This is a genomic window from Acinetobacter sp. YH12208 (assembly GCF_013418055.1).
Taxonomy (GTDB): Bacteria; Pseudomonadota; Gammaproteobacteria; order Pseudomonadales; family Moraxellaceae; genus Acinetobacter; species Acinetobacter pseudolwoffii.
Window position 1 is genome coordinate 91,061 of sequence record NZ_VPCT01000002.1, and the last position, 22,635, is coordinate 113,695.

24 protein-coding genes and 2 pseudogenes are annotated in these 22,635 nt (G+C 42.8%); 13 read left to right on the plus strand and 13 right to left on the minus strand.

Annotated elements, in window-relative coordinates; genetic code table 11:
• Positions 1-163: 163 nt before the first annotated feature.
• Positions 164-1,318, minus strand: coding sequence for a radical SAM family heme chaperone HemW (gene hemW / locus FTU95_RS03390; protein ID WP_005094206.1), 1,155 nt, complete (start codon positions 1,316-1,318; stop codon positions 164-166).
• 126 nt (positions 1,319-1,444) lie between these two features.
• On the opposite strand from hemW, the gene FTU95_RS03395 reads away from it, so the two are divergent.
• Both FTU95_RS03395 and FTU95_RS03400 read left to right on the plus strand, forming a co-directional pair.
• The gene (locus FTU95_RS03395) at positions 1,445-1,903 is read left to right on the plus strand and encodes a DMT family transporter (protein ID WP_005094208.1); all 459 of its coding nucleotides are present in this window, start codon (positions 1,445-1,447) and stop codon (positions 1,901-1,903) included.
• Between the two features lie 40 nt (positions 1,904-1,943).
• Positions 1,944-3,320, plus strand: coding sequence for an MATE family efflux transporter (locus FTU95_RS03400; RefSeq protein ID WP_373688059.1), 1,377 nt, complete (start codon positions 1,944-1,946; stop codon positions 3,318-3,320).
• Here FTU95_RS03400 and FTU95_RS15140 read toward each other — a convergent pair.
• A complete protein-coding gene (locus tag FTU95_RS15140; RefSeq protein ID WP_005094217.1) occupies positions 3,309-3,449 on the minus strand; it encodes a hypothetical protein in 141 nt (46 codons plus the stop codon). The two genes, FTU95_RS03400 and FTU95_RS15140, sit on opposite strands and share 12 nt — an antisense overlap.
• Positions 3,450-3,838: 389 nt before the next feature.
• Here FTU95_RS15140 and FTU95_RS03410 point away from each other — a divergent pair, with 389 nt between their 5' ends.
• On the plus strand, positions 3,839-5,137 hold the full coding sequence (locus FTU95_RS03410) for an AarF/ABC1/UbiB kinase family protein (RefSeq protein WP_005094220.1): 1,299 nt from the start codon (positions 3,839-3,841) through the stop codon (positions 5,135-5,137).
• 97 nt (positions 5,138-5,234) lie between these two features.
• Positions 5,235-5,486, plus strand: a complete 252-nt coding sequence (locus tag FTU95_RS03415; protein WP_100329368.1) for a type B 50S ribosomal protein L31 — start codon at positions 5,235-5,237, stop codon at positions 5,484-5,486.
• A gap of 87 nt (positions 5,487-5,573) precedes the next feature.
• Here FTU95_RS03415 and crcB read toward each other — a convergent pair whose 3' ends face one another.
• Positions 5,574-5,954, minus strand: coding sequence for a fluoride efflux transporter CrcB (gene crcB, locus FTU95_RS03420; protein ID WP_004281556.1), 381 nt, complete (start codon positions 5,952-5,954; stop codon positions 5,574-5,576).
• 174 nt (positions 5,955-6,128) lie between these two features.
• Here crcB and FTU95_RS03425 point away from each other — a divergent pair, with 174 nt between their 5' ends.
• Positions 6,129-6,461, plus strand: coding sequence for a HopJ type III effector protein (locus FTU95_RS03425; RefSeq protein WP_180075512.1), 333 nt, complete (start codon positions 6,129-6,131; stop codon positions 6,459-6,461).
• Between the two features lie 70 nt (positions 6,462-6,531).
• On the opposite strand, the gene FTU95_RS03430 is transcribed toward FTU95_RS03425, so the two are convergent.
• A complete protein-coding gene (locus tag FTU95_RS03430) occupies positions 6,532-7,095 on the minus strand; it encodes a hypothetical protein (RefSeq protein ID WP_034608360.1) in 564 nt (187 codons plus the stop codon).
• Positions 7,096-7,286: 191 nt separating this feature from the next.
• Here FTU95_RS03430 and FTU95_RS03435 point away from each other — a divergent pair, with 191 nt between their 5' ends.
• Positions 7,287-7,916, plus strand: a complete 630-nt coding sequence (locus FTU95_RS03435) for a class I SAM-dependent methyltransferase (protein ID WP_100357832.1) — start codon at positions 7,287-7,289, stop codon at positions 7,914-7,916.
• Positions 7,917-7,934: 18 nt separating this feature from the next.
• Here the strand turns inward: FTU95_RS03435 and FTU95_RS03440 are convergent, their stop codons facing one another.
• Positions 7,935-8,513 (minus strand): hypothetical protein, encoded by a 579-nt coding sequence (locus tag FTU95_RS03440; protein ID WP_180077537.1) that lies wholly within the window; start codon positions 8,511-8,513, stop codon positions 7,935-7,937.
• A 27-nt stretch (positions 8,514-8,540) separates the two neighbouring features.
• Entirely contained in the window at positions 8,541-9,008 is a 468-nt protein-coding gene (locus tag FTU95_RS03445) for a Holliday junction resolvase-like protein (RefSeq protein WP_180077538.1), read from the minus strand.
• 124 nt (positions 9,009-9,132) lie between these two features.
• Here FTU95_RS03445 and FTU95_RS03450 point away from each other — a divergent pair, with 124 nt between their 5' ends.
• The 4 genes from FTU95_RS03450 (at position 9,133) to FTU95_RS03465 (ending at position 12,306) form a co-directional block, all read left to right on the plus strand.
• Positions 9,133-9,777, plus strand: coding sequence for a ParA family protein (locus FTU95_RS03450; RefSeq protein WP_005094230.1), 645 nt, complete (start codon positions 9,133-9,135; stop codon positions 9,775-9,777).
• 128 nt (positions 9,778-9,905) lie between these two features.
• Entirely contained in the window at positions 9,906-11,036 is a 1,131-nt protein-coding gene (locus tag FTU95_RS03455) for an AI-2E family transporter (protein WP_370982120.1), read from the plus strand.
• A 122-nt stretch (positions 11,037-11,158) separates the two neighbouring features.
• Positions 11,159-11,701: a superoxide dismutase family protein gene (sodC, locus tag FTU95_RS03460; RefSeq protein WP_005168781.1), complete on the plus strand. Its 543-nt coding sequence runs from the start codon at positions 11,159-11,161 to the stop codon at positions 11,699-11,701.
• A 302-nt stretch (positions 11,702-12,003) separates the two neighbouring features.
• Entirely contained in the window at positions 12,004-12,306 is a 303-nt protein-coding gene (locus FTU95_RS03465) for a DUF3817 domain-containing protein (RefSeq protein WP_005094233.1), read from the plus strand.
• A gap of 73 nt (positions 12,307-12,379) precedes the next feature.
• Here FTU95_RS03465 and FTU95_RS03470 read toward each other — a convergent pair.
• The 6 genes and pseudogenes from FTU95_RS03470 to FTU95_RS03490 form a co-directional block, all read right to left on the minus strand.
• Positions 12,380-13,609: pseudogene (locus FTU95_RS03470) on the minus strand (MFS transporter).
• Between the two features lie 172 nt (positions 13,610-13,781).
• The gene (locus tag FTU95_RS14985; protein ID WP_252721262.1) at positions 13,782-14,108 is read right to left on the minus strand and encodes a hypothetical protein; all 327 of its coding nucleotides are present in this window, start codon (positions 14,106-14,108) and stop codon (positions 13,782-13,784) included.
• 16 nt (positions 14,109-14,124) lie between these two features.
• Positions 14,125-14,364 (minus strand): hypothetical protein, encoded by a 240-nt coding sequence (locus FTU95_RS14990; protein WP_005094237.1) that lies wholly within the window; start codon positions 14,362-14,364, stop codon positions 14,125-14,127.
• An 82-nt stretch (positions 14,365-14,446) separates the two neighbouring features.
• Positions 14,447-14,824, minus strand: a complete 378-nt coding sequence (locus tag FTU95_RS03480) for a hypothetical protein (RefSeq protein WP_005094245.1) — start codon at positions 14,822-14,824, stop codon at positions 14,447-14,449.
• A gap of 104 nt (positions 14,825-14,928) precedes the next feature.
• A pseudogene (locus FTU95_RS03485) lies at positions 14,929-16,010 on the minus strand (RNA-guided endonuclease InsQ/TnpB family protein).
• Between the two features lie 171 nt (positions 16,011-16,181).
• Positions 16,182-17,591, minus strand: coding sequence for an FAD-binding oxidoreductase (locus FTU95_RS03490; RefSeq protein WP_005094248.1), 1,410 nt, complete (start codon positions 17,589-17,591; stop codon positions 16,182-16,184).
• 354 nt (positions 17,592-17,945) lie between these two features.
• Between FTU95_RS03490 and serA the strand changes: the two genes are divergently transcribed.
• Both serA and FTU95_RS03500 read left to right on the plus strand, forming a co-directional pair.
• Entirely contained in the window at positions 17,946-19,178 is a 1,233-nt protein-coding gene (gene serA, locus FTU95_RS03495) for a phosphoglycerate dehydrogenase (RefSeq protein WP_005094251.1), read from the plus strand.
• Positions 19,179-19,293: 115 nt separating this feature from the next.
• A complete protein-coding gene (locus tag FTU95_RS03500; RefSeq protein WP_100358171.1) occupies positions 19,294-20,160 on the plus strand; it encodes an EamA family transporter in 867 nt (288 codons plus the stop codon).
• A 55-nt stretch (positions 20,161-20,215) separates the two neighbouring features.
• Here FTU95_RS03500 and FTU95_RS03505 read toward each other — a convergent pair whose 3' ends face one another.
• Positions 20,216-21,364, minus strand: a complete 1,149-nt coding sequence (locus FTU95_RS03505; protein WP_100329375.1) for a hypothetical protein — start codon at positions 21,362-21,364, stop codon at positions 20,216-20,218.
• A gap of 310 nt (positions 21,365-21,674) precedes the next feature.
• On the opposite strand from FTU95_RS03505, the gene FTU95_RS03510 reads away from it, so the two are divergent.
• Positions 21,675-22,553: a DMT family transporter gene (locus tag FTU95_RS03510; protein WP_074383605.1), complete on the plus strand. Its 879-nt coding sequence runs from the start codon at positions 21,675-21,677 to the stop codon at positions 22,551-22,553.
• The last annotated feature ends 82 nt before the right edge of the window (positions 22,554-22,635 follow it).

The following is a 22,635-nucleotide window of genomic DNA, read 5'->3' on the forward strand; positions in this document are numbered from 1 at the left end:
TTCTCTTATTCAGCTCTAGCTTTCAAAGATTATTTGTTTGATTTAAAAACCGGTGTGCTCTATGCCAAGCTAAAAATTCCTGATCTGGTAAAATCTGCACAATAAAAAACCCTCATATAGATTTATGAAGGTCTTTGAAAAATGTTCAGAAAATAAAAATCAGTTAAAGAAATTCTTCCAGTACCGAATTTAAAAAGATATGCCCCTGCTCGGTACATGCAAGCCGGTTTTGATCATCGATCATTAATTTTCTTTTACGTAAAGAGCTTAATAAATCTTGTAAAGTATCCAAACTTTGACCAGTACGCTCGATATAAAATTTAGCCTCTACGCCCTGATTTAAGCGTAGCGCATTCATCATAAACTCAAATGGCATCTCTGCAGCTTCAATACATTTAAACTGCAAATGTTCAGCAGGTACTTTGGCTAAGTAATCCTTAGGTAAGCGGGTTTTCTGGAAACGATATACGCCATCAGGTTGAGTCACTTTGCCATGTGCACCCGCACCAATCGCCAGATAATCGCCGAATTGCCAATAATTCAGATTATGCGCTGAAGGTAATTCTTTACGCCAGGCAGAAACTTCATAATTGATAAAGCCTTGAGCTTTGAGGTAAATTTCGCCCTGCTCCTGAATCTCTTCAAGCACATCATCTACCGGTAGAATAGGTTGGGTACGGAAAAATACCGTATTCGGTTCAATCGTCAGCTGATACCAGGAAATATGTGTCGCGCCATTTTCTACCGCAAGTTTTAAATCATGTAAGGCCTGATCTAAAGTCTGCTCAGGCAAGCCATGCATTAAATCGACATTAATTCGTTGAAAGCCTGCTTCACGCGCCAATCCAATCGCAGAAATCGCATCTTCATTGCTGTGAATCCGACCCAAACGTTTAAGATGGTCAGTATTAAAACTCTGCACCCCAATCGACAAACGGTTAATGCCAGCCTGCAAATAACCTGCAAATGGGTCATGCTCTACCGTACCAGGATTAGCTTCCAGCGTAATTTCACAGCCTTCTGCAAAGGGAATAATGGCTTGCAACTGATCAAATAGCCATTGATAACCTTGAGCAGAAATCAGCGACGGCGTACCGCCACCAATAAATACAGTATGAATCTGACGGCCTTGGGCAAAATCGACCTGCGTTTTAAAATCCTCAACCAAGGCATGTAAATATTCCTGTTCTAGTTCCAGTGATAATTCACCATCAGGAACAGCATGCGAATTAAAGTCACAATACGGACATTTGCGCACGCACCATGGCATATGAATATATAAAGACAATGGGATAACAGCAGGATTCAATTCAGCCAAAGAACTACTCAAAAACGACTACAAGATATAGCTGAATTTTAACATGACTCGACAGCAACACTGCTAAAATTAAAATGATCACCGGGTTATATCTAAAAACTCAAATAGAATTAGACAGTTAAAATTATGAAAATATCTTCTCAACTGATTATTTTACTTCCTTTAGTCTTTGCAATTGGTGTTTTGCTGACGCTTCAAACCGCAATTAACACGCAACTGAAAGAATATTTATATTCTCCTATGCAAGCTGCATTTTTTTCCTTTTTGATTGGTACAATAGTGCTCGCTGTGATTGTACTTTTTCAGTCCAATCCCAAACCCGGTGTACAGGAATTAATGAATGTTCCCTGGTATTTATGGCTTGGGGGCATTGTGGGTGTCTACGCGATTAGCATGAGCATTTATGCAGCACCCAAACTTGGCTTTCTGGTGCTTAGCGGCCTGATTATTTTTGGTCAGATGGCCATGTCGATGCTGGTCGATCATCTGGGTTTATTGGGCAACGAAAAAATGCCGATTAACTGGCAACGTCTTTTAGGCGGCGGAGTAATTTTTATTGGTGTGCTTCTCACTTTACAACGCTAAACCCCTCTATTTAAGCACATGATCACGATGAGTAATTTTTGTGTCGAATGTTACACCGGTTACGACCTTTGGTTTTGAATTAAAAAAACTGTTTCATCTGATGTTACCTATTCTGGTGACCCAATTTTCCCAGGCAGGTTTGGGCCTGATTGATACCATTATGGCAGGTCATCTGTCTGCGACCGATCTTGCAGCAATTGCAGTCGGGGTGGGTCTGTGGATTCCGGTGATGCTGCTGTTTAGCGGCATCATGATTGCCACGACACCCTTGGTGGCTGAAGCGAATGGCGCACGTACCCCTGAAAAAATTGCCACCATTGCCCGTCAGTCACTTTGGGTGGCCCTGATTCTGGGGATTATTGCTGGCCTGATTTTGCAGCTGTTGCCAGCGACTTTACCAATCTTAGGTGTACCGGAAAGCTTGCAGCCTAAAGCCGGTTTATTCCTGCATGCAATTGGTTTTGGTATGCCGGCAGTGACTATGTATGCCGCCTTACGTGGCTATTCAGAAGCGATTGGTCATCCACGCCCGGTGACCGTCATCAGCCTATTGGCACTGGTATTGCTGGTTCCACTGAACTATGTATTTATGTATGGAATTGGCCCTGTTCCAGCCTTGGGTAGTGCCGGCTGTGGTTTTGCTACGGCAATTTTACAGTGGTTAATGGTCATTACTCTGGCACTGTATATTTTTAAGAATAAAGCCTATCAACGCACCCAGCCGTTTACTCATTGGGAAAAAATCAACCCGGAATGGATGAAACGCATCTTGCAGCTTGGTCTGCCGATCGGACTGGCGATTTTCTTTGAGGTCAGTATTTTTAGTACTGCGGCGATCGTGCTCAGCCCTTTGGGAGAAACCATTGTTGCTGCGCATCAGATTGCCATTTCAGTGACCTCACAGCTGTTTATGATTCCAATGTCACTGGCGATTGCCCTGACCATTCGGGTCGGCACCTATTATGGCGAACAGAACTGGCAGGCAATGCGTAAAGTGCAATATCTCGGCCTGATTACGGCCACTATTCTGGCAATCCTGACCATGATTTTGCTTTGGGTGTTCCGTAATGAAATCGTGGCGCTCTACACCTCGGATATGATCGTGACCCAAATCGCGGTCTATCTGATTCTGTTTGCGATTGCTTATCAACTAATGGATGGCTGGCAGATCAGTGCAGCAGGTTGTCTGCGTGGGATGCAGGACACCAAAGGCCCTATGTGGATCACCATGCTGGCTTACTGGGTGATTGCCTTCCCGGTCGGGGTGTATTTGTCCCGCTTTACCGACATGGGCGCAGCCGGTGTCTGGGTTGGCCTGATTGTGGGTCTGAGTGTGGCCTGTGTACTTTTATTAGCTCGTTTATATGACAACAATAAACGTTTAAGTCTCGACCACTCAATGCGTTCAGCCGATTAATTCAAGCTGGAAAATGCGCTGCGATTCAGGATCCAGCGCATTTTTTAATGCTTTGGAAATCTCTGATTCGTCTATCACATCTTTGATCAGCAGCGGCTCTACAACCACCTCCGTGCCATTAAAGCGCATGGTGGGTGAATCATCTAACTTAGGTCCTGTATTTAAGGTTTAAGTGATACGCACACAAAAATACACATCATCTTGAGCAGTAAAATATCGATAGACTTTCATTGAATTTTCTTCATTACTGCGAGTTGTTTTATTTATACTTTTGGGACTAAAACAACCTTTAGTATGATTATGCAGCCTGACCTAAAACAATGATGTATTCAGGAATCTTGTTTTGGTTTAAGTACAGGAGATGAAGAAAAATCTTCTGATAAATCAAAGATCATGCACCAAAGATGGAGAAGTTAAAGAAAATCACAACACAACCTCTACAATTAAATCTAGGCAATTGAATCTTTGTCACCTATGATCAAATACATCAAATAATTGTTGGTTTCAAGGAATCTCGCATGGCAAAAACGGCTAGCACACCCGGTCGTCGCTTTATGAAACTTGCCGGAATGACCGCAAGTATTGCAGGTAAAACCCTATCCAATTCAATTAAAAATTTAACTGCCGACGAAGAGCAAAAAAATACTGCGCGCAGCAAATTATTTCAGGATATTGGTATACAAATCGCGGATACCTTGGGAGAAATGAAAGGCGCGGTCATGAAAGTTGGTCAGATCGCCTCGCAATATAAAGATATTTTTCCACCCGAAGTTGCCAAAGCCATTGCCAAATTGCAACGTCAGGCACCGCCCATGCCATTTAAGGACATTCAGGCGCAAATTGAAAAGGAACTCGGTAAACCTTTACAGCAATTATTTCAACAGTTTGATGAACAACCTTTTGCCGCAGCATCGATTGGTCAGGTACATAAAGCCACTTTACCCAATGGCCAGCAAGTGGTGGTCAAGGTACAGTATCCGGGTGTCGATGAAGCCTGTGAAAGTGACCTGAAACAGGTACGTCTGGCGCTACGCATGATGGGCGTTTTAAAGATTGACCGTAAACTTCAGGATCAGTTATTTAAAGAAATCCAGCATAGTCTGGACAATGAGCTCAACTATGAAATTGAAGCCCAGAACCTGGAAGTTGCCCGCGCCTTCCATGAATCCCTGGATCATAAAATTGTGATTCCACAGGTTTTTCATGAATATTCTTCACGGCATATTCTAACCTTGAGTCAGGAAATGGGAGAAAGTATTGAAACCGCCAGCACCTGGCCACAGGAAACCCGCAATGCCTTAGGGCGCCGTCTGCTGCGTGCGATTGGTCAGGAAATTTTTTATCTGAAACGCTTTCACTGTGACCCGCATCCGGGCAACTTTGCCTTTCGTGAAGATGGCTCTGTGATTGTTTATGATTATGGTGGCGTTAAGACTCTTTCGACTGAAGTGATTGGGCATTTCCGGGAACTTATTCATGCCGCACGCGAGAAGAATATTCCCGTGATCGAGCAACAGTTAGATGCGCTGCATTCCTTGACTGAAACCGGAAAATTCCCGACTGAATTGTATGAACAATGGCTGGAAGTTCTGATGCGTCCACTGGTCACCCATTATGATTTTGCTGAAAACTCGGCCCATCATGATGGCATGGAGTTGCTCAAACCTTCTCTAAAATATTGGGATGTGTTTAAGCCATCTCCAGATACGCTCATGGTGAACCGGACAATTTCAGGACAATACTGGAACCTGATTCATTTAAAAGTTCATGATGATCTGAGTGATGTATTTGAAGAACTGGTGCCGAGTCGAGGTTAATTTTGACCCCAAAGGCTTACACGCTGTAACTCTAAATGACTTGAAATACCAAATGTTATATTATAACATTTCATTAAGAATCATAAGGGAATTATATATGCGTCCAGATATTCATCCAGCGTATCGTGAAGTGTTATTCCATGATACCAATGCCAATACTTATTTTGTGATTGGCAGCACAATGAACTCTAGCCAGACTAAAGAATATGAAGGTAAAACATATCCTTATGTCACGCTTGATATTTCAAGTGCTTCTCATCCCTTCTATACTGGCGAGCAGCGTCAAACCAGCAATGAAGGTCGCGTGGCAAGCTTTAATAAACGTTTTGGCCGCTTTAAACGTGGCTAAAACTAAAAACCGTCGATTATCTTGATCTTCAAATCGTGGTTTATGTCAGGAAATAACCTCCAGTTTCCTGACTTTTTTATGTCTGTTTCAGCTTTGAGCCAAAGCCAGTGAAGTCAAGTAAAAACCCAGCGCCAGAACGATAATTCCAACAATTACACTCGACAGCGCATACAATAGAGCTAAACCTACAGCGCCATGTTTCAAAAGCTGAAAGCTTTCCAGACCAAAACTGGAAAATGTGGTAAATCCGCCCAGTATCCCCACCATTAAAAACAGACGTGCTTCCTGTTGCAGCATTGGATATTTTTGGCTACAGGCAAAAAAGATCCCTGCACATAAGCAGCCCAGAATATTGACCCACCACGTCGGCCAAGGAAATTGCATCTGTGGTTTTAGCAACCAGAGCCCTGCTGCATACCGTAAACTGGCACCCACTGCCCCGCCGATTGCCACCCAAAGCCAGCCCATATACGTTCCTATTCTATTTATTGATCCAGTTGATTTGATCCGAAATTTCAAATTAATTATGAATCATTTTCATGATTATCTTGAACTGAAAACCTATTAAATACCATGGAACTTCGCAAGAAAATTGCTATATTCATCGCATCGAATTTTTATTGATTGCAAAGGGAAAACAGTATGGCACAAGATTTATTGGCACAATTGGCCGCAGGTGAGGCAAAATTTGCAGATGTGATTGCCTATATCGAAACGCGTTATACCCATACCCCGACTGCATTTAAAAATGGCCAGCAGAGCAATGCAACCACTGAAAACCAAGGCAGCGCCAAAGTTTTTGCCTTTGCACGACTCAATGGGCTGGATCAGGCCCAAACCTTAAGCCTGTTTGCCGAGCACTATGCAGCTGTACAAGCGACGCCTCAAGCCAGCGATCATCAGAATATCCGCCAGTTTATGCAAAATGGCTGGGATGGCATTGCATTTGAAGGTCAGGCTTTAACTGCTAAATAAGCAGTTTATCAGTATAAAAAACCGCTCATAAGAGCGGTTTTTTATAGGCATCTAAATAGCAAATTTTAATTTAGCTTTTCCCAACCTGTTCAATCCACTGAATTGAACTGACACGGAATACCTCACAGGCGCCATCACCGGTATCCGTCGGGGTCAATGAAGAAGTCCAGACCAGATCTTTATCACGCACTTCAACCAGCTCACCCTGCATACGCACCAGATCGCCACGTTTTACCTTTTTAATGGCCTTGGCAATTTCAGGATTGGCCGGAATGATATGCATATTGGACACCATCTGCTTGGCTTGTTCTACCGGCACGGGCACCCGATCCATTTTCCAGTTCAGATAACGGTCATATTGATTGACACTAATATGTCGGGCAATTTCAGGTTCAGCAAACAGGCCCCAACTCACCGCATAATCAATCGGAGAGAATTTGGCCTGCGGATCAGCGCTATAGACTTTGGAACCCAAAATACGGAAATCACCTTTAAAAGGCTGCAAGACGGAAATCGACTGTCCTTTGACCACAGGTGGCAAACCTTTGGCAATATTGTGATCGACCGAGCTATAGCTGGAAATAGGCAGCAACAAACCGGCCAACAAAGCATAATGTTTAAAGTGTTTGAACATCATTTTTAATCTAATCCTAATCGAGTTGATCAAACGTTTTAAGGATATCTTCCTTGATCTTACGTATTTTTTAATGAATAAACAGTTGAACTTGGTAACAAACTGGGTGTATTTAGTCAGCTTGGGCATTCCCGAATATTGTATTTTTCAGTTAAGCTAAAATACATTCAGATTAAATTAAAACAACCCAAATGCTGTATCAACTTTATCAACAACACATCTTTCCGCACCTTTTAAATCAGGTGATGCAAACGCCGTCCTTGATGGATTTACGCCGTGAATTGCTTTTGAACATTTCTGGTGAAGTACTGGAAATTGGTTTTGGTACAGGGCTGAATCTGCCTTTCTATCAAGAAGTAGATCTGGTCTATGCCGTAGAACCCAATCCGGCCATTTTCAAGCTGGCAGAACCGCGCATCCAGCAGGCTGCTTTTCAGGTTGAACATATTCAGGCCAGCGCAGAAGCATTGCCTTTTGCAGAACATAGTCTAGAACATGTGATCTCGACCTGGACGCTGTGTAGTATTGCTGACCTCGGCCAAAGTCTGCGTGAGATTTATCGTGTGCTACAACCGGGCGGTCACTTGCATGTGGTCGAACATGTGCTGAATCGACAAAATTTAAATATCCAGCGCCTGCAGCATTTACTCACCCCGATTCAGAAGAAAGTCGCAGATGGCTGTCATTTAAACCGGGATATTGAAACTGCCTTACTGGAAACTGGTTTTGAAATTGAAGAATTGAATTATATCAATGCCGCAGGGATTCCGAAGATTGGCCAGCGTATGCTGCTGGCTCGACTGCGTAAACCGCAAGGCTAATTTATTTTCGTTTTGCCGTTAATGTTGCTGCAACTGAGTCACACGCAGCAACTGACAATGGGCATGATATTCCGAGCCTGTACCCATCTGAAATTCCTGTCCCGTGCTTCCTGAATGTACTGTGACCAGATCACCGCTGAGTGTAATCTTCTGCCCTGATTTTAGCCTGCGAATCTGATTGGCAATTTTCTCGTTGGCAGCGATCAGACTAAAATGTTGGACATGCGTGTTGAGAAATTCAGCTTCAGCCTGGCTGATTTGTTCCTCGATTTGATAACAGCGTTTTGCTTTATCAAATGCTAATGTTGCCTGCATGACTGGCAGTGACTGACTGAGCAACAGCACATCGATATTACTGACATAGGCCAGATCATTAAAATGTCCAACCATAGGGCTGGCCTGATGCAAGACACGACGATTCGGTTTAACGAAACGTTTATCATGCACAGTAAATGTAGCTGAAATGGGCTGAATCGGCTCTACCGAAAAGTTTTTTAAGACACCTCGTTCTTCCAGATGTGGGATCGCACGAAAAAACTCATTCCAGACCCACAGTCCAAGCATAAACAGCAGCGCAGTGATCAGTAATTTCTGCATAATTTCTTATTCTTTCCTTGGTCGTGCTCAATCATCGAAATCAATCCGGATGGTTTCAAAACGCACCCGCCCTTCCTGAACTGCACGGGCAATCGCTTGCTGGCCTTTAGTCAGACGCGCTCCGCCACTTTTGATATCAATCAATACCACTTCAATATCCTCTGCTTCGCCTTCGCCGTCTCTGAAATCGGTATAGCCATCAAAGACCACATAATCGACAGGATCGCCCAGAAACTTGGCATCACTGGGCAGATATTGAAATTCCGGCATGATCGGTGCGAGCTGTTCCGCCATTTTGCCTTTCAGGACTGCACGGCTGGTATTGACACTGCGTTTTTGTGCTGCGATCAATGCCTGCTGATGTTCTAGTTCCAGCTCGGCAATATACTGCTCATATTCAGCCTTGATGCGTCCATTGCGTGTCTGACTTAAAATAATGGTGGTCAGTACCACCCCGATACATGCGCCAATCAGCATGGCCATCCATATGGACATTCAATCTTCCTAATTTACTTTATTTTTTCAGCGTAACATTCGACTGAAGTTGAAAACATCAGCCATTGGTACGCTTGAAAAGAATGATATGCTAGGCAGGAACAGAATAAAATCACCTTGAGTCATGAAAACAATTTTAGTTGCGAATCAGAAAGGCGGTTGTGGCAAAACCATGACAGCTATTAGTTTAGCGTCAGCACTCGCACAAAAAGGTTATAAGGTGGCGCTGGCCGATGCCGATAACCAGAAATCGGCATTGCAATGGCTCAAGCAACGTCCGGAACAGGCCATGCCGATTCAAAGTCTGGACTGGCGCAATCACAAATCCATTGGTGATGCACCGAAGCAGATTGAATATCTGATCATTGATGCACCGGGAGCGTTGACTGAAGATCATGCCGAGCAGCTGATCAGTGAAGCGCATGCGATTATTATTCCGATCCAGCCTTCATTTTTTGATATTGATTCGACCCGCCGTTTTCTCAAGCATTTGCAGGACATTAAGCGGATTCGTAAAGGCAAGGTTGAAATTTTACTGTTGGCCAACCGTACCAAACCGAATGCAGCCAGTAATCAGGACATACAGCAGTTTTTTGATAAGATCGACCAGCAGCCGGTGGCCTGGATTTCAGAACGTGCACCTTATAGCCGTCTGGCTATGGAAGGTCTGTCAGTCTTTGATAAACCTCAAAAAATCTATCGGGAATTACAGGATCAATGGCAACCGGTGCTGAATGCCATTATCGATGATCCCAGTCAGTGGTTTTAAGCCAGTCCGCTGAATCCTAACACTGCTTTGGGAAAATAATCACGCTACTTACCAAGCCGTCATTTTCGATCGCTTTTTTTTCAGTTAATATGCCTGAACACGACCTAAAAAATGAGCCATTAAATTCAGTGCAACAGTACGCGCCTACATTACAAAAAGTCTTATTATTTGGATTGTTCTTTATCCTGATTTTTTTGAGTTTTCATATACTCAAATATTTCATCATCCCTGTAGTTTGGGCAGCGATTATCGCCTATATGACTTGGCCCTTGTATCAGTCGGTGTTACGCATGTGCGGCAATCGGCCAACGCTGAGTGCAACCGTGATGATTCTGGCCGTGATTCTGGTGTTTGGTCTGCCATTTATCTTCGCCATTTTTATGTTGCAGCATGAAGGTCGTAATCTGTATTTTGAATTGCAGCGACAGGTCTTTTCCGGTCATCTGGATGTACCGGATTTTATTCGTGGCCTTCCGATTGTCGGCAAGGAAATTAGCCGAACTTTAAATGAAATCAATACCGATCCAAACAGTATCGCGCTATCGATCTCGAGCTGGATTCAAGGTCATCTGAATTACGGCAAAGTGGTATTGAATGAAGTCAGTAAAAATATCTTTAAATTGTGTTTTGCGATACTTTCGCTGTTCTTTTTCTACCGTGATGGTCAGACCATTTTAAATCAGGTGCGTAAAGCTTTTGAGATGGTGGTCGGGCCACGTGTACATCATTATTTTTCTACCATTTCTGCCACTACACGTGCGGTGGTCTATGGCGTTGGTTTGACTGCAATTGCCCAGTCTTTATTGGCAGGTCTGAGTTATTTTGTCGCGGGTGTGCCAAATCCGATGGTCTTGACCATTGTGACCTTTATTTTCGCTCTGATTCCTTTTGGCCCACCGGTGGCTTATAGCGCAGTATCACTGTGGCTCTTTTCACAGGGACAGACGATTGAGGCGATTGGGGTGATGGCTTGGGGTGTCTGTATTGTCAGCACGGCCGACAACGTAATTCGTCCACTGGTGATTTCTGGCGCAACACAAATTCCATTCCTGTTGATTATGTTTGGTGTTCTGGGCGGTATTGCCAGTTTTGGTCTGGTCGGCGTCTTCATTGGTCCAGTGATTCTTGCAGTCTTGCTGGCAATTTGGCGTGAATGGTTACATGAAAGTAATTTGAATGAACCCTTAATGATGCCTAAAGCCACCATGGCACATGACATCGATCCGCAGACCGAGGACACACCGCCCAAAGCACCTTAAAGCACAGATTGAATCGACTTAAACAAAACAAAACATTTAAGTACTGATTCTATATAGAGCTTCTGATCTTGCTCTGTTTCAATAGATTTACAAAACAGAATAAAGATCAGGATGCCAATACCATGTCTTCATTGTTTAAAATTACGACACTTTGTGCGCTCAGTGCTGCACTTTTCACAGGTTGCGCCTCGACTTCTCCATCGAATGAACTGGTCAGAGCCGTGACTGTAAATGCAGTAACCGCTGAGGGGATAGGTCAAGAGATTGGCACCGTATTACTCAGTGACAGTCCAGCCGGTCTGGTGATACGTACCAACCTGAAACAGCTCCCTGCCGGTGAGCGAGGTTTCCATATTCACGAAAATGGTTCATGTGCACCCGCCATGAAAGATGGCAAGATGGGTGCAGCACTGGCTGCCGGTAGTCATTACAATCCGAACCAGTCACCCAATCATGGTACGCCGGTGACCGGTCACCTCGGTGATTTGCCTGCATTAAAAGTCAATACTGACGGTACTGCCCGTGTCACCCTGCTTGCACCACGTTTGAAACTGGCAGATCTTCAGGGTCGTGCCATTATGGTTCATGCCGGCGGCGACAACTATTCTGACAACCCCTTACCATTAGGTGGTGGTGGCGACCGCATTGCATGTGGTGTGATCTAAACAGATTAGTGTAGATATAAAAAGAAAAAGACGGGCTATCTGCTCGTCTTTTTTCATGAAATTTTCTTTAGAGTTGGTATCTAAATAACTTTTTTACTCTTGAAATAGATCAGTTTATTGTCGGAAAACTTAAAGTTTTTTTGCAGTTATGCCATCAATAATAGTATCGTGAAACTCCATAACCAACTGCTTTACTCGGTTATAACTCATTATAAATATTGAATATATTTTTATTTTTAAGATTTAATCTTCAATTTATATTGGGTACACTCAGGGTTAATTTAATTAAATCAGTATGTCTTATGAACATCAAAACTTTACGTCTGGTCGGTTTGTTTGAAGGGATTTCATTTCTGCTACTTTTATTTATCGCGATGCCCGTGAAATACATGATGGATAATCCGATTTTAGTGAAATATGTTGGTATGGGCCATGGCGTACTATTTGTACTGTTTTTAGTGGTGTTATTTGCGGTCTGTGAAAAGCAAAAATGGTCGCTCAGCATGTTTTTGATGGGCCTGATCGCTTCAATTTTGCCATTTGGGCCATTTTTGTTTGATCTGAAATTAAAGAAACTAGAGCAGCCCGTCGCTGAGCTTCAATAGATATTAAAATCCTCTCCCCCTCTGGGAGAGAGTTAGAGAGAGGGTATAGCCTTCCTTTATAAAAGGAGGAGCTTTAAAACTCCCCTCTCACCTTCCGCTCAGAAATAATCTGCTTTAAGCTCAGACGCGGCAAAGTAAACCACAATGCAATCAAAATGAAAGATGCGATGCAATAGGCCCAAATATCATAGGCTTCATAAGCCATTCGAACTGCTTCAATCACCACGAAAAAGCTCAGCATCAGGATAATCGAAACCGTAGCAGCCACCGTACCTTTGGACACTTCAGAAGACATCAGTGCAAAACGGTACAGCACCGAGAAACTTACGCCTTCACCAAGGCTGATACAGGTGGTGCCGATAATCAGGCAATGTACAAAATAGTCTGGAATAAACAGACCGAGTATTAATAAGCCTGTACCAAACAGCATCAATGGCACACCCAAGAGTACAGTTTTCCCCAGCGGCATTTTGTCGATGATTTTTAGCAAAACCAGATTACCGATAATCAAGCCGCCCAAGACCGGAAACTGTGCCAGACCATATTGCACGCTACTGAATCCAAATTTCTCGACCAGAATTACAGGCGATAAGGCAATCTATAACATCAACGGCAGGCTGACCAAAGGTAGTGCCGCGGTCATAATCACAAAGCGTTTATTTTTTAAAACCTGTTTAAAGTCATCCAGAATATAGCTAAACGGCTGCTTCGGAACACTGACTTTCAGGTTTGGCATTTTGGCTTTCAGGCCAAACCAGCTTAAAAATGACAGAAATGCAATGCCGATAAAGCCCCAATGCCAGGAAATATGATCAATCATAAAGGCACCCAGTACCGGCCCGAGCAATGGCGCCAGTAAAGAAACATTGGCCATGAGTGCCATGACTTTAATGGCATCGCGCTCTTCGAAGCTTTCCTGAATGGCGGCATAACCTACGGCGGTAATAAAGGACAGTCCAAAGCCTTGTAAGAAACGCAGGAATAAAAAGCTTTCGATATTGGGTGTTAGTAAAATTGCCAGACAGCTAATTGTGAAAAATGCCACGCCGCCCAAGAGCACGGTTTTACGTCCAAGACGATCGGATAATGGCCCCAGGATCGCTGCAACAAATGCCCCACCTAACAGGAAAAAGGACATGGAGGATGGCGCCCATGAACTGCTTACCCCAAAATCACGGGTAATCGATAGCATGGCTGGTTGGATCAGGTCATTACAGATATAGACGGAAAATTCAAACAGAACCAGTGCCAGCGGGAACATGAGTGTGGCACGGGTCAGTTTTTGGGTTTGGATGTTTTGCATGGGAGTTTTTATTGTCACCCTGCTCGTTTAAGCAGGCTAAACTTTGTCTAAAATAGAAAGAGGAAATTTTAGCAGAGTCCTGTTTTTAAGTCCGTTCTCTTTTTTAATGACCTACTCAAAACAAATCAATGGAGGATACATTATTCATCTATATTCTAATAATTTATAAAAATCAAATAGACTCTACTGAGTTCCACTCTTGAAACCATTTTTCTTTTCTAGGATTTTCAAAATGAAGAATTTGTTCTACTAAGTCTATAATTAGTTGATCAATATCTTTTGCTATCGAAGATCCTAACTTTATTTTTGAAATACTTCCACTTTTTAATGGGTCACTACAGTCTAATCTAGAGTAATGATAGTTAGCCCTATCCATGATAAATTTATCAATATAATTAACATGTCCTTCTGTTGAAAAATGGTCTTGAGGAAAAAATTTTACTAAGCTCAGCCAACAGAATCTTAAAAACCAGATTAAGTCTTCATTACCTTTCATCATATTAAGAGCAATTTCGCTATCCCAATTGATATGACAGTTTAAATACACCTCTTTTCAAGTCAGGTAAAGAAAAAATAAAATTTTGATCTGCCTCTAATTCACTATCTTTCTCACGATACAATAATTTTTCTCGTAGGATTTTTTCTGATTTTCTTTTATCGTAATTGGTATAAAACCTATTTAGATAGAATAATAAGAGTGAAGCTAAAAATCCTCCAATCACGCCAATTGTAGCGGCTAATATATTTGAGTCCATCAACTCCCCCCTCTTCCCAAAAGCAAAAAGCGCATCACTAAGATACGCTTTTAACCAAATTCTGACTAAAGATCAAACACTATTATGGGCAGGCTGCTTTCTGGAAGTTTCTGGTATTTGAACCACGTGCACACTGATATAACTTTTCAGCATTCTGCATTTTCCAGCTTTTCTGTTCTTTTTTGAAATGATAAATGGTCTGAACTGATTTGACCGAATCATCCAACAAACCTGTTTCAGTCACTTTCACCTGCCCAACGGTGGGTGACTCCACATTATTAAAAAACTGACGAATCTCGACTGTTGCCAGTTCATTACGTAAATCAGGCCTCATTTTAAGTACCTGATCCAAAGGTGTATCCGAAGAAGACTGCACTTTTGCAATCACCTGCTGGGTAGTGGTACAACCCGACATCATCATACCCAGACCTAAAGCTGTAACCGCTAATAACCGTAACATATCGTTTAACCCAGATTATCCTTATTATACAAATTTATCATGCCGCGCTTTTCAGCTTAACGCTATTTAGACTATGTAACCCCATTTACACAGCATTGACATCCTCACCTCCCTGAAACGGAGGTGATTCCTACTACTAGACGCTTATGCCCAAGCGCAAGTATGTTCTTAGCTGCGTTTTCGTCCCTGTTATTGGAACTTCCGCATTCACACTCCCATACTCTTATTCGCAAATCTGCTCTACCTTTCGGACTGCTAGAAGTGATCTCACCACAGCACGAACCTTGCGAAACAATGTTTCTCAGGTTGTGAATCTCTCACTTACTTCTTCAAACATTGCCCCTGCGTTCTCGCATTTATACTTGAGCATTGTTTTGAATGCTGAAAAACCTGTATCTAAAACAGATTTTGCCATTTTAGTTTTTACAAGTTTACCCGCGCTCAGATCGCCAACAACAATCAGTGCATTTTCTCTCACAAGCATGGTGCTTGCCTTATGCAAATGATCTTTACGACAATTGGCAATTTTAGCGTGTAATGCACGTACACGTTTTTTATTCTTGGCTCGTTGAGCAATACCTAATTTCTGTTCATATTTCCGATAGAACTTAGGATTTGAAATTACAGTACCATCAGAACAGGTGGCAACGTCTTTTAAACCTAGATCAATACCAATCGCTTTAGTTGCAGTAGGTTTATTTTGCTTAGATGAATCCACTACAAGGCATACATACCACCGTCCACGACTATCCTCAACGAATGAGCCTGTTCTCACGCTGTATTTACTTAATCCGTAACTATCCCATAACTTGAATTGATGCTTGCCGTACTGAACATATCCATCAGCGTATTTGATTGCTACTTTCTTGAAAGGAATCCAACCAAGTGATCTTCTCGCTGATTTCTTATTGCTCACACGCCATTTCAGCTTTGCTTTCTTGAACTGTTTTCTTCGAGTGATTAATTCTTCTGTAACAGCCTGAATGGTTTGGCTATGTAGATTGCATTCTTTCGATGCGCCTTTGGTGTATTTGGCAACATCATAAGCTGATAGAAATTCACCTTTTCTTTTTAGATGCTTAAACCCTAAATCATTGACATAATTCCAAACAAAGTTCACCTCAGATGCTAATTGATCTAGCACCTTGCAATGTTTGTCTTTTATGCGTAATTTAAGTGTTTTCATGTGGTTATATTAACAATTTTTTCTCTATACCCTATGTGGGGCAATTCTTAAAACGACATCTTATGTCGTGTCGCTTATATCTCTGCTCTGAAGGACAGAGTTTTACGCTTCATTTGATAAAAAAAGCGCAACTTGCGATGCGCTTTTGTAAACTTTTAAAATCCGATCAGATTAAAGATCAAATAATTTACCCGGGTTCATAATGCCATTTGGATCGAACACTTGTTTCAGGGCTTTCATATATTCAATTTCTTCCGCAGAACGTGAATATTCAAGGTATGGCTTCTTGGTCATCCCTACGCCATGTTCGGCTGAAATTGAACCATCATATTTTTTCACGGTGTCAAAGACATACTTGTTTACTACCTGACATTTAGCGAAGAATTCATCCTTGCTTAAATCCGCTGGTTTCAAGATGTTCAAATGCAAGTTACCGTCACCGATATGACCGAACCAGCAAATTTCAAAGTCTGGATAGTTCTCTGCAACAATTGCATCAATTTCTTTAATAAATGCAGGAACGTGCGTGATCAATACTGAAATATCATTTTTGTATGGAATAAACGGTGCGATTGACTCAGAGATGTCTTCGCGTAAACGCCATAAGCTTTCGACTTGGTCCAGACTTTGGCTCAGAACGCCGTCCAGTACCCAACCTTGTTCCATACAATGCTCAAAAATTTCCATCGCCTTGTCCATAATCGGCTCAAACGGCGCTTCAAACTCAAGCAAAACATAAAATGGACATTCAGTTTCAAATGGACGTTGTACATGACCATTGGCCAATACTTTTTGCATTGCCAGTTCACCAAAGAACTCAAATGCGGTTAAATCAATTTTCGCCTGGAATGCATGAAGCACGGGCATGACTGCATCAAAATCAGTGACACCCAGCACCATCACTTGCAGGTCTTGCGGTTGACGTTCCAACTTGATTTCAGCTTCTGTGACTAGCCCCAGTGTACCTTCACCACCAATGAATAAGTGTTGCAGCGCATAACCGGTTGCATTCTTGATCATGCCCTTGTTCAGGCGTAGTACATCACCTTTACCTGTCACCACGGTCAGGCCAAGTACCCAGTTACGGGTCATGCCGTATTTAATGACTTTAATACCACCGGCATTGGTGCCGATGTTCCCGCCAATCTGGCTTGAGCCCGCAGAAGCAAAGTCAACAGGATAATACATACCCTGATCGGAAGCATAGTTTTGCAACTGTTCAGTCACCACGCCTGCCTGCACGCGAACCATCCGGTCTGCCGGGAAGAATTCCAGAATCTGGTTCATCTTGTCCATGCTCACCACAATCTCGCCATTGGCTGCAACTGCACCTGCAGACAGACCCGTACGACCGCCTGATGGGGTGACTGCAACATTAAACTGGTTTGCCAATTTTACGATGTCTTGAACCTGTTCAGTCGTCGAAGGAAAAACGATGACCGATGGGTTTGGATCAAAGTGTTTCGTATGATCACGACCCCAATTCTGGAGGCTGTCCGTATCGGTTTTAATACGGTTTTCACCCAAAATTGCCGTCAATTGGGTCAATAACTCAGGGGTTAAAGCGACTGGAGCATTCATCGTTTGCAGACCTAGCATGATTTAAACAAGAGAGACTTCGCTGGTTTATTTGCATATTTTTTAGGCATAAAAGCCTGTATACAAATCAGGCGAAACATGATGATTAAAGCACCAAAAATGGCAGCTTAAACAGCATGGCGCAATATTATAAGCTATTTTTAGGGGATTCCTTTAAAAAATGACAATTTTGATAATATACCTTTGAAAATGAATATTTAAATCAACCAGATTTATCATTTTCACTACTATCACTTGCAAAAATAGCTGATATTGCCGTCATCAAGGAAATGTATAACCGCCCTTTTCCTGTGCTATTATACCGCGACTAAATTTGGCCTTTGTAGCGGAGCCGTAATGAGCCAACATCTATCTCTACCTAAAGATAAAATCCGTTTTCTACTGTTAGAAGGCGTTCATCAGAACGCAATCGACACATTGAATGCAGCTGGATATACCAACATCGATTATCGTAAAACAGCGCTCGAAGGCGAAGCACTGAAAGAAGCGATTAAAGATGCACACTTCGTCGGTATTCGTTCCCGTACTCAATTGACTGAAGAAGTATTTGAAGCTGCGAACAAACTGATTGCTGTGGGTTGTTTCTGTATCGGTACCAATCAGGTTAACCTCGATGCTGCAATGCGTCGCGGTATTCCGGTATTTAATGCACCGTATTCAAATACCCGTTCAGTGGCTGAACTGGTCTTGGCAGAAACGATTCTGCTTCTGCGCCGTGTACCTGAAAAATCAACAGATACACATGCAGGTGGCTGGAACAAATCGGCTGTGGGTTCATTCGAAACACGTGGTAAAACTTTAGGTATCGTTGGTTACGGTTCAATCGGTTCACAACTTTCTGTACTGGCTGAAAGCCTGGGCATGAAAGTGACCTATTATGATGCAGTGACAAAACTACCTTTAGGAAATGCACGTCAAGTCGGTTCTATGGGCGAATTACTGGCCAATGCAGATGTGGTTACTCTACATGTTCCGGATCTGCCATCTACCCGTAATTTCTTTGGCAAAGAACAGTTTGCGCAAATGAAAGAAGGTGCAATCTTCCTGAACGCAGCACGTGGTACATGTGTTGTGATTGAAGATCTGGCAGATGCGATCAAGTCTGGTCACATTGCTGGTGCTGCAGTAGACGTATTCCCGAAAGAGCCGAAAGCCAATGGTGAAGAATTCGTTTCTCCACTGCGTAACCTTCCAAACGTGATCCTGACTCCGCACGTGGGTGGTTCGACCATGGAGGCACAAGCCAACATCGGTCTGGAAGTTGCTGAGAAATTCGTTGCTTATTCAGATAAAGGTATGACTTTATCTGCAGTGAACTTCCCGGAAATTGCACTGCCATTGACTGAAGGTAAACACCGTTTACTGCACATTCATAAAAACATGCCGGGCGTTCTTTCTAAGATCAACAACCTGTTTGCTGAACACGGTATTAACATCTCTGGCCAGTCTTTAATGACCAAAGGTGATGTCGGTTACCTGGTGATGGACGTAGACGCGACTGCATCTAAAGAAGCACTCGATACCCTACATGAAGTTGAAGGAACAATCCGCGTACGCGTACTGTTCTAATTTAACGATATGCAAAAACCACAGCTTTCGGGCTGTGGTTTTTTGTTTTTTAAGGTTTTTATTTTTCAGCCTTTACTGTTCTTCCGCTCTTCGAGAAATCGAAACCTATTAAGTTATGCTGAATTTTAAAATTGCACCTATTGTACAAGCGCCACTGATTCTCCTGATCGCGATGATCAGTATGCAAAGCAGTGGCTCCTTTGCCAAATATCTGTTCGGTCAGTTTCCCATTCTGACCGTTTCAGCCATGCGTCTGCTTTTGGGTGCTGTAATTTTGGCATTGATTTTTAAAATTTGGCAAATTCATTTCAGACAGATCAAGTGGCCGGCCATTCTCAGTTATGGTCTGGCCCTGGCAGGTATGAACCTGCTGTTTTATCTGTCTATTGATCGCTTACCGCTGGGCATTGCGGTTGCTTTTGAATTCATTGGCCCTTTAAGTGTGGCGCTGTTTTATGCGCGGCAAAAATTTGATTTTGTCTGGGTCGGATTGGCTATTTTAGGCCTGATTCTGCTGTTTCCCTTTGATCAGGCTGCACAGCCACTTGATCCGGTCGGGATTCTATTTGCCCTAAGTGCGGGTGCCTGTTGGGCGCTATACATCGTCGCTGGGCAAAAGCCTTCCGGGGTTTCCGGCAACCATACCGTGTGCTTGGGCATGTTGGTCGGGATGCTGGTGCTGATGCCAATTGCGCTTTTTGCTGGCATTCCTGCGCATACATTTGAACCCATCAGCCTGTTATATTTCATAGCTCTGGCTGTGCTGGCCAGCGCCCTGCCTTTTACCCTGGAAATGATTGCCCTGCGAAATTTAACCGCCTTGAGTTTTGGTACTTTGATGAGTCTAGAACCTGCAATCGCAGCACTCTCTGGTTTTATCTTCTTGGGTGAAACTTTATTGTGGACACAATGGCTGGCACTGGCCACGATTATTAGTGCTTCAATTGGCTGTACGGTGACCAGTCAAAGACGAAAACATTGAATAAAAATAAAGGCGCTATAGCGCCTTTATTTAAGATAGCTTTATTAGAATCATTTTAACGTGGTGTTGCATCTTTAATCGCCGTATTTAATACCGTGGCTGCTGTCACATTATAGCCATCACATGCAAAAGCAAGCTGATCATAAGTGTATTCTGTCCATTTGATCATTAAAGGACTGGCATCATTTTCCTTTAATTTGTCTAAAGCCACTTTTCGTGATTGGGCAACATAATCGTTGTGATCAATATGTTCTCCATGTTCCGAGAACGCACTGTTATAAATTCCTCCTTGATATTCGATCGCACCAAAATATTTGTAATATTGCATAGCAGTATCTTTATATTCTGCCTTTTTATATTTCAAGCCAGCCATGGTTTCATCTAGAATAATTTTTGCCAGCTCCTGGACAGACGTTTGTGCCTGCCAATCAGCCAGCGTGCGATAGTCAGTTTTTGTTTCCGGATCAAATTCAATATATTCTTCTTCCGGATGTTCAGCCTGAAGACGGAAACATTTAGATCCATTCGGGAATGTGCGCGCCTTCTGCAAATCAATAAAATTGGCTGCAAACTCATTATAATATTTACGGTCAGCGGCTGTCGTATTATCACTATTAAATAACACTCTGGTTGCAGCATCCTCATACATTTTCACCACAGCAATATTGGTACGTTCAGTTAATGCTTTTCCTGACAGGTCGTACCACTCTATATGCCGATGATTACTGATGTTGTTCTCCGGTATGGTCACAGGACGACTCTTAAATTGAGTGGTCGTATTTTCCAGTACTTTTTCCAGCTTATAGCCGAATGCTGTACGGGTCAGATCTGCAGGAAATACCCCTTTAGCGGTGACATAAGTCGGGAACACCATGTTCTCCTCAATATTATATTCAGTATCCACGACACTGTTATCATCCGCATATAATATGCCGTCAGTAATTTTATTTTTATGACTGGCCAATAGAAGTTTTTTCGACTCCATGTCTGCTGCATCAGCATTGGGCAAGTTGAACTGATAGTTGTAGAATTCCGACACTGTGTCTGATGCTCCATCACCCGGGGTTCCAGGATTGTTCGGATTACCAGGATTGCTCGGAGCCGGTTGGCTAGGGACTGGTGTATTATTATCCGAATTATCAGAGCTACCACATGCTGCAAGCATACAGCCCAAAATGGCGCAAGAAAGTATTCTTAATTTCATTATTATCTACCTTATTATTTTCATTGTTATTTTAATGCTGCCCCGAATTGGGATCTAAGATATTTTAATAAATATAAAAATAAGATCAAATTAAAAATTGATTAATTTGTAACCACACCTGAGGTAAGTTTAATTTTGAATTTAAAACTTCACATATTTGATTGAGCTAAAATGTAAATTGATTATCTCCAAACTTAAGTTGCATTCACAAAATATTGCTCTGGCCTACTCAGCAAAAATCAACCAGTTTGCTATAATTTCATTTCTTTCTATTTCTCATTTTCACCCGCTCTGGGTAGAAGCTGCTTTCATGCCAAACGCCCAACTTCTTGCCGTATTCTTCATGGTCTTGTCCATGACTTCGTACCAGATCAGTGCATCTTTTGCCAAACAGCTGTTTAGTGTACTGGATCCGATTACTGTCACCATTTTAAGACTCTGTTTTGCTGCAATCATTGTCTGCGTCATGTTCCGCTCTTGGAAAATAATTTCACGTTTGCCTTTTTTAAAATGGCGGGATTTACTCTGCTATAGCGCGGCTTTAGGGGTCATGAATATTTTATTCTATCTGTCACTTGGTCGTTTACCGCAGGGCATTGCGGTAGGTCTGGAGTTTATTGGCCCTTTGGGCCTGGCTCTACTGTCGATTAAACACCGTAGTGATTATATCTGGGTATTGATGGCCATTTTGGGCATCGCGCTGATGGTGCCATGGGGACAGGCCAATAGCAGCAATTTTGACCTGTTGGGCGCAGCTTGTGCCTTGGGGGCAGGTTTCTGCTGGGCATTATATATTTTCTTTGGCCAACGTGTAGTTCAGCAGAATATCGGCATGCATGCACTGACCATTGCCATCAGTATTTCAGCATTGTGTCTGCTGCCGATCGGGCTCTACAACAATGCGCCCGCATTGATTGATACACAACATTGGGGCAAGGCCATTGTAATTGCAATTCTGGCCACTGCGATTCCTTATGCCCTCGATTTAAAAGCCTTACAGCATTTAAACAAAATGAGCTATGGCACCCTGTCCAGCCTCTCTCCGGCTTTAGCAGCTTTGACCGGTTTTCTGTTATTGGGTGAGAAAATCACGGTACTGCAAGCGGTCGCTCTGGTGTGTATTATGCTGGCCTCTGTCGGTGTGACAGTACGTGCCGCGCGTCAAGGAGCTGCAGAACGGAATGCATAAAGCCTGATTGGGATCTGGGCAACTGACTCACGGTTTTCATTCATTCTTGTGCTTGCTTCCTTTGGGAGAAATACCTCGGAGA

What these genes read in the sequence shown, in the direction of transcription:
- FTU95_RS03480 (WP_005094245.1), bottom strand. Translation starts at nt 14,824, where the DNA reads ATGTTACGGTTATTAGCGGTTACAGCTTTAGGTCTGGGTATGATGATG.
- FTU95_RS03465 (WP_005094233.1), top strand. Translation starts at nt 12,004, where the DNA reads ATGAACATCAAAACTTTACGTCTGGTCGGTTTGTTTGAAGGGATTTCA.
- FTU95_RS14985 (WP_252721262.1), bottom strand. Translation starts at nt 14,108, where the DNA reads ATGATGAAAGGTAATGAAGACTTAATCTGGTTTTTAAGATTCTGTTGG.
- FTU95_RS03510 (WP_074383605.1), top strand. Translation starts at nt 21,675, where the DNA reads ATGCCAAACGCCCAACTTCTTGCCGTATTCTTCATGGTCTTGTCCATG.
- FTU95_RS03450 (WP_005094230.1), top strand. Translation starts at nt 9,133, where the DNA reads ATGAAAACAATTTTAGTTGCGAATCAGAAAGGCGGTTGTGGCAAAACC.
- FTU95_RS03490 (WP_005094248.1), bottom strand. Translation starts at nt 17,591, where the DNA reads ATGAATGCTCCAGTCGCTTTAACCCCTGAGTTATTGACCCAATTGACG.
- serA (WP_005094251.1), top strand. Translation starts at nt 17,946, where the DNA reads ATGAGCCAACATCTATCTCTACCTAAAGATAAAATCCGTTTTCTACTG.
- FTU95_RS15140 (WP_005094217.1), bottom strand. Translation starts at nt 3,449, where the DNA reads ATGCGCTTTAATGGCACGGAGGTGGTTGTAGAGCCGCTGCTGATCAAA.
- crcB (WP_004281556.1), bottom strand. Translation starts at nt 5,954, where the DNA reads ATGGGCTGGCTTTGGGTGGCAATCGGCGGGGCAGTGGGTGCCAGTTTA.
- FTU95_RS14990 (WP_005094237.1), bottom strand. Translation starts at nt 14,364, where the DNA reads ATGGACTCAAATATATTAGCCGCTACAATTGGCGTGATTGGAGGATTT.
- sodC (WP_005168781.1), top strand. Translation starts at nt 11,159, where the DNA reads ATGTCTTCATTGTTTAAAATTACGACACTTTGTGCGCTCAGTGCTGCA.
- FTU95_RS03415 (WP_100329368.1), top strand. Translation starts at nt 5,235, where the DNA reads ATGCGTCCAGATATTCATCCAGCGTATCGTGAAGTGTTATTCCATGAT.
- FTU95_RS03430 (WP_034608360.1), bottom strand. Translation starts at nt 7,095, where the DNA reads ATGTTCAAACACTTTAAACATTATGCTTTGTTGGCCGGTTTGTTGCTG.
- FTU95_RS03410 (WP_005094220.1), top strand. Translation starts at nt 3,839, where the DNA reads ATGGCAAAAACGGCTAGCACACCCGGTCGTCGCTTTATGAAACTTGCC.
- FTU95_RS03440 (WP_180077537.1), bottom strand. Translation starts at nt 8,513, where the DNA reads ATGCAGAAATTACTGATCACTGCGCTGCTGTTTATGCTTGGACTGTGG.
- FTU95_RS03435 (WP_100357832.1), top strand. Translation starts at nt 7,287, where the DNA reads ATGCTGTATCAACTTTATCAACAACACATCTTTCCGCACCTTTTAAAT.
- FTU95_RS03425 (WP_180075512.1), top strand. Translation starts at nt 6,129, where the DNA reads ATGGCACAAGATTTATTGGCACAATTGGCCGCAGGTGAGGCAAAATTT.
- FTU95_RS03505 (WP_100329375.1), bottom strand. Translation starts at nt 21,364, where the DNA reads ATGAAATTAAGAATACTTTCTTGCGCCATTTTGGGCTGTATGCTTGCA.
- FTU95_RS03395 (WP_005094208.1), top strand. Translation starts at nt 1,445, where the DNA reads ATGAAAATATCTTCTCAACTGATTATTTTACTTCCTTTAGTCTTTGCA.
- FTU95_RS03500 (WP_100358171.1), top strand. Translation starts at nt 19,294, where the DNA reads ATGCTGAATTTTAAAATTGCACCTATTGTACAAGCGCCACTGATTCTC.
- FTU95_RS03445 (WP_180077538.1), bottom strand. Translation starts at nt 9,008, where the DNA reads ATGTCCATATGGATGGCCATGCTGATTGGCGCATGTATCGGGGTGGTA.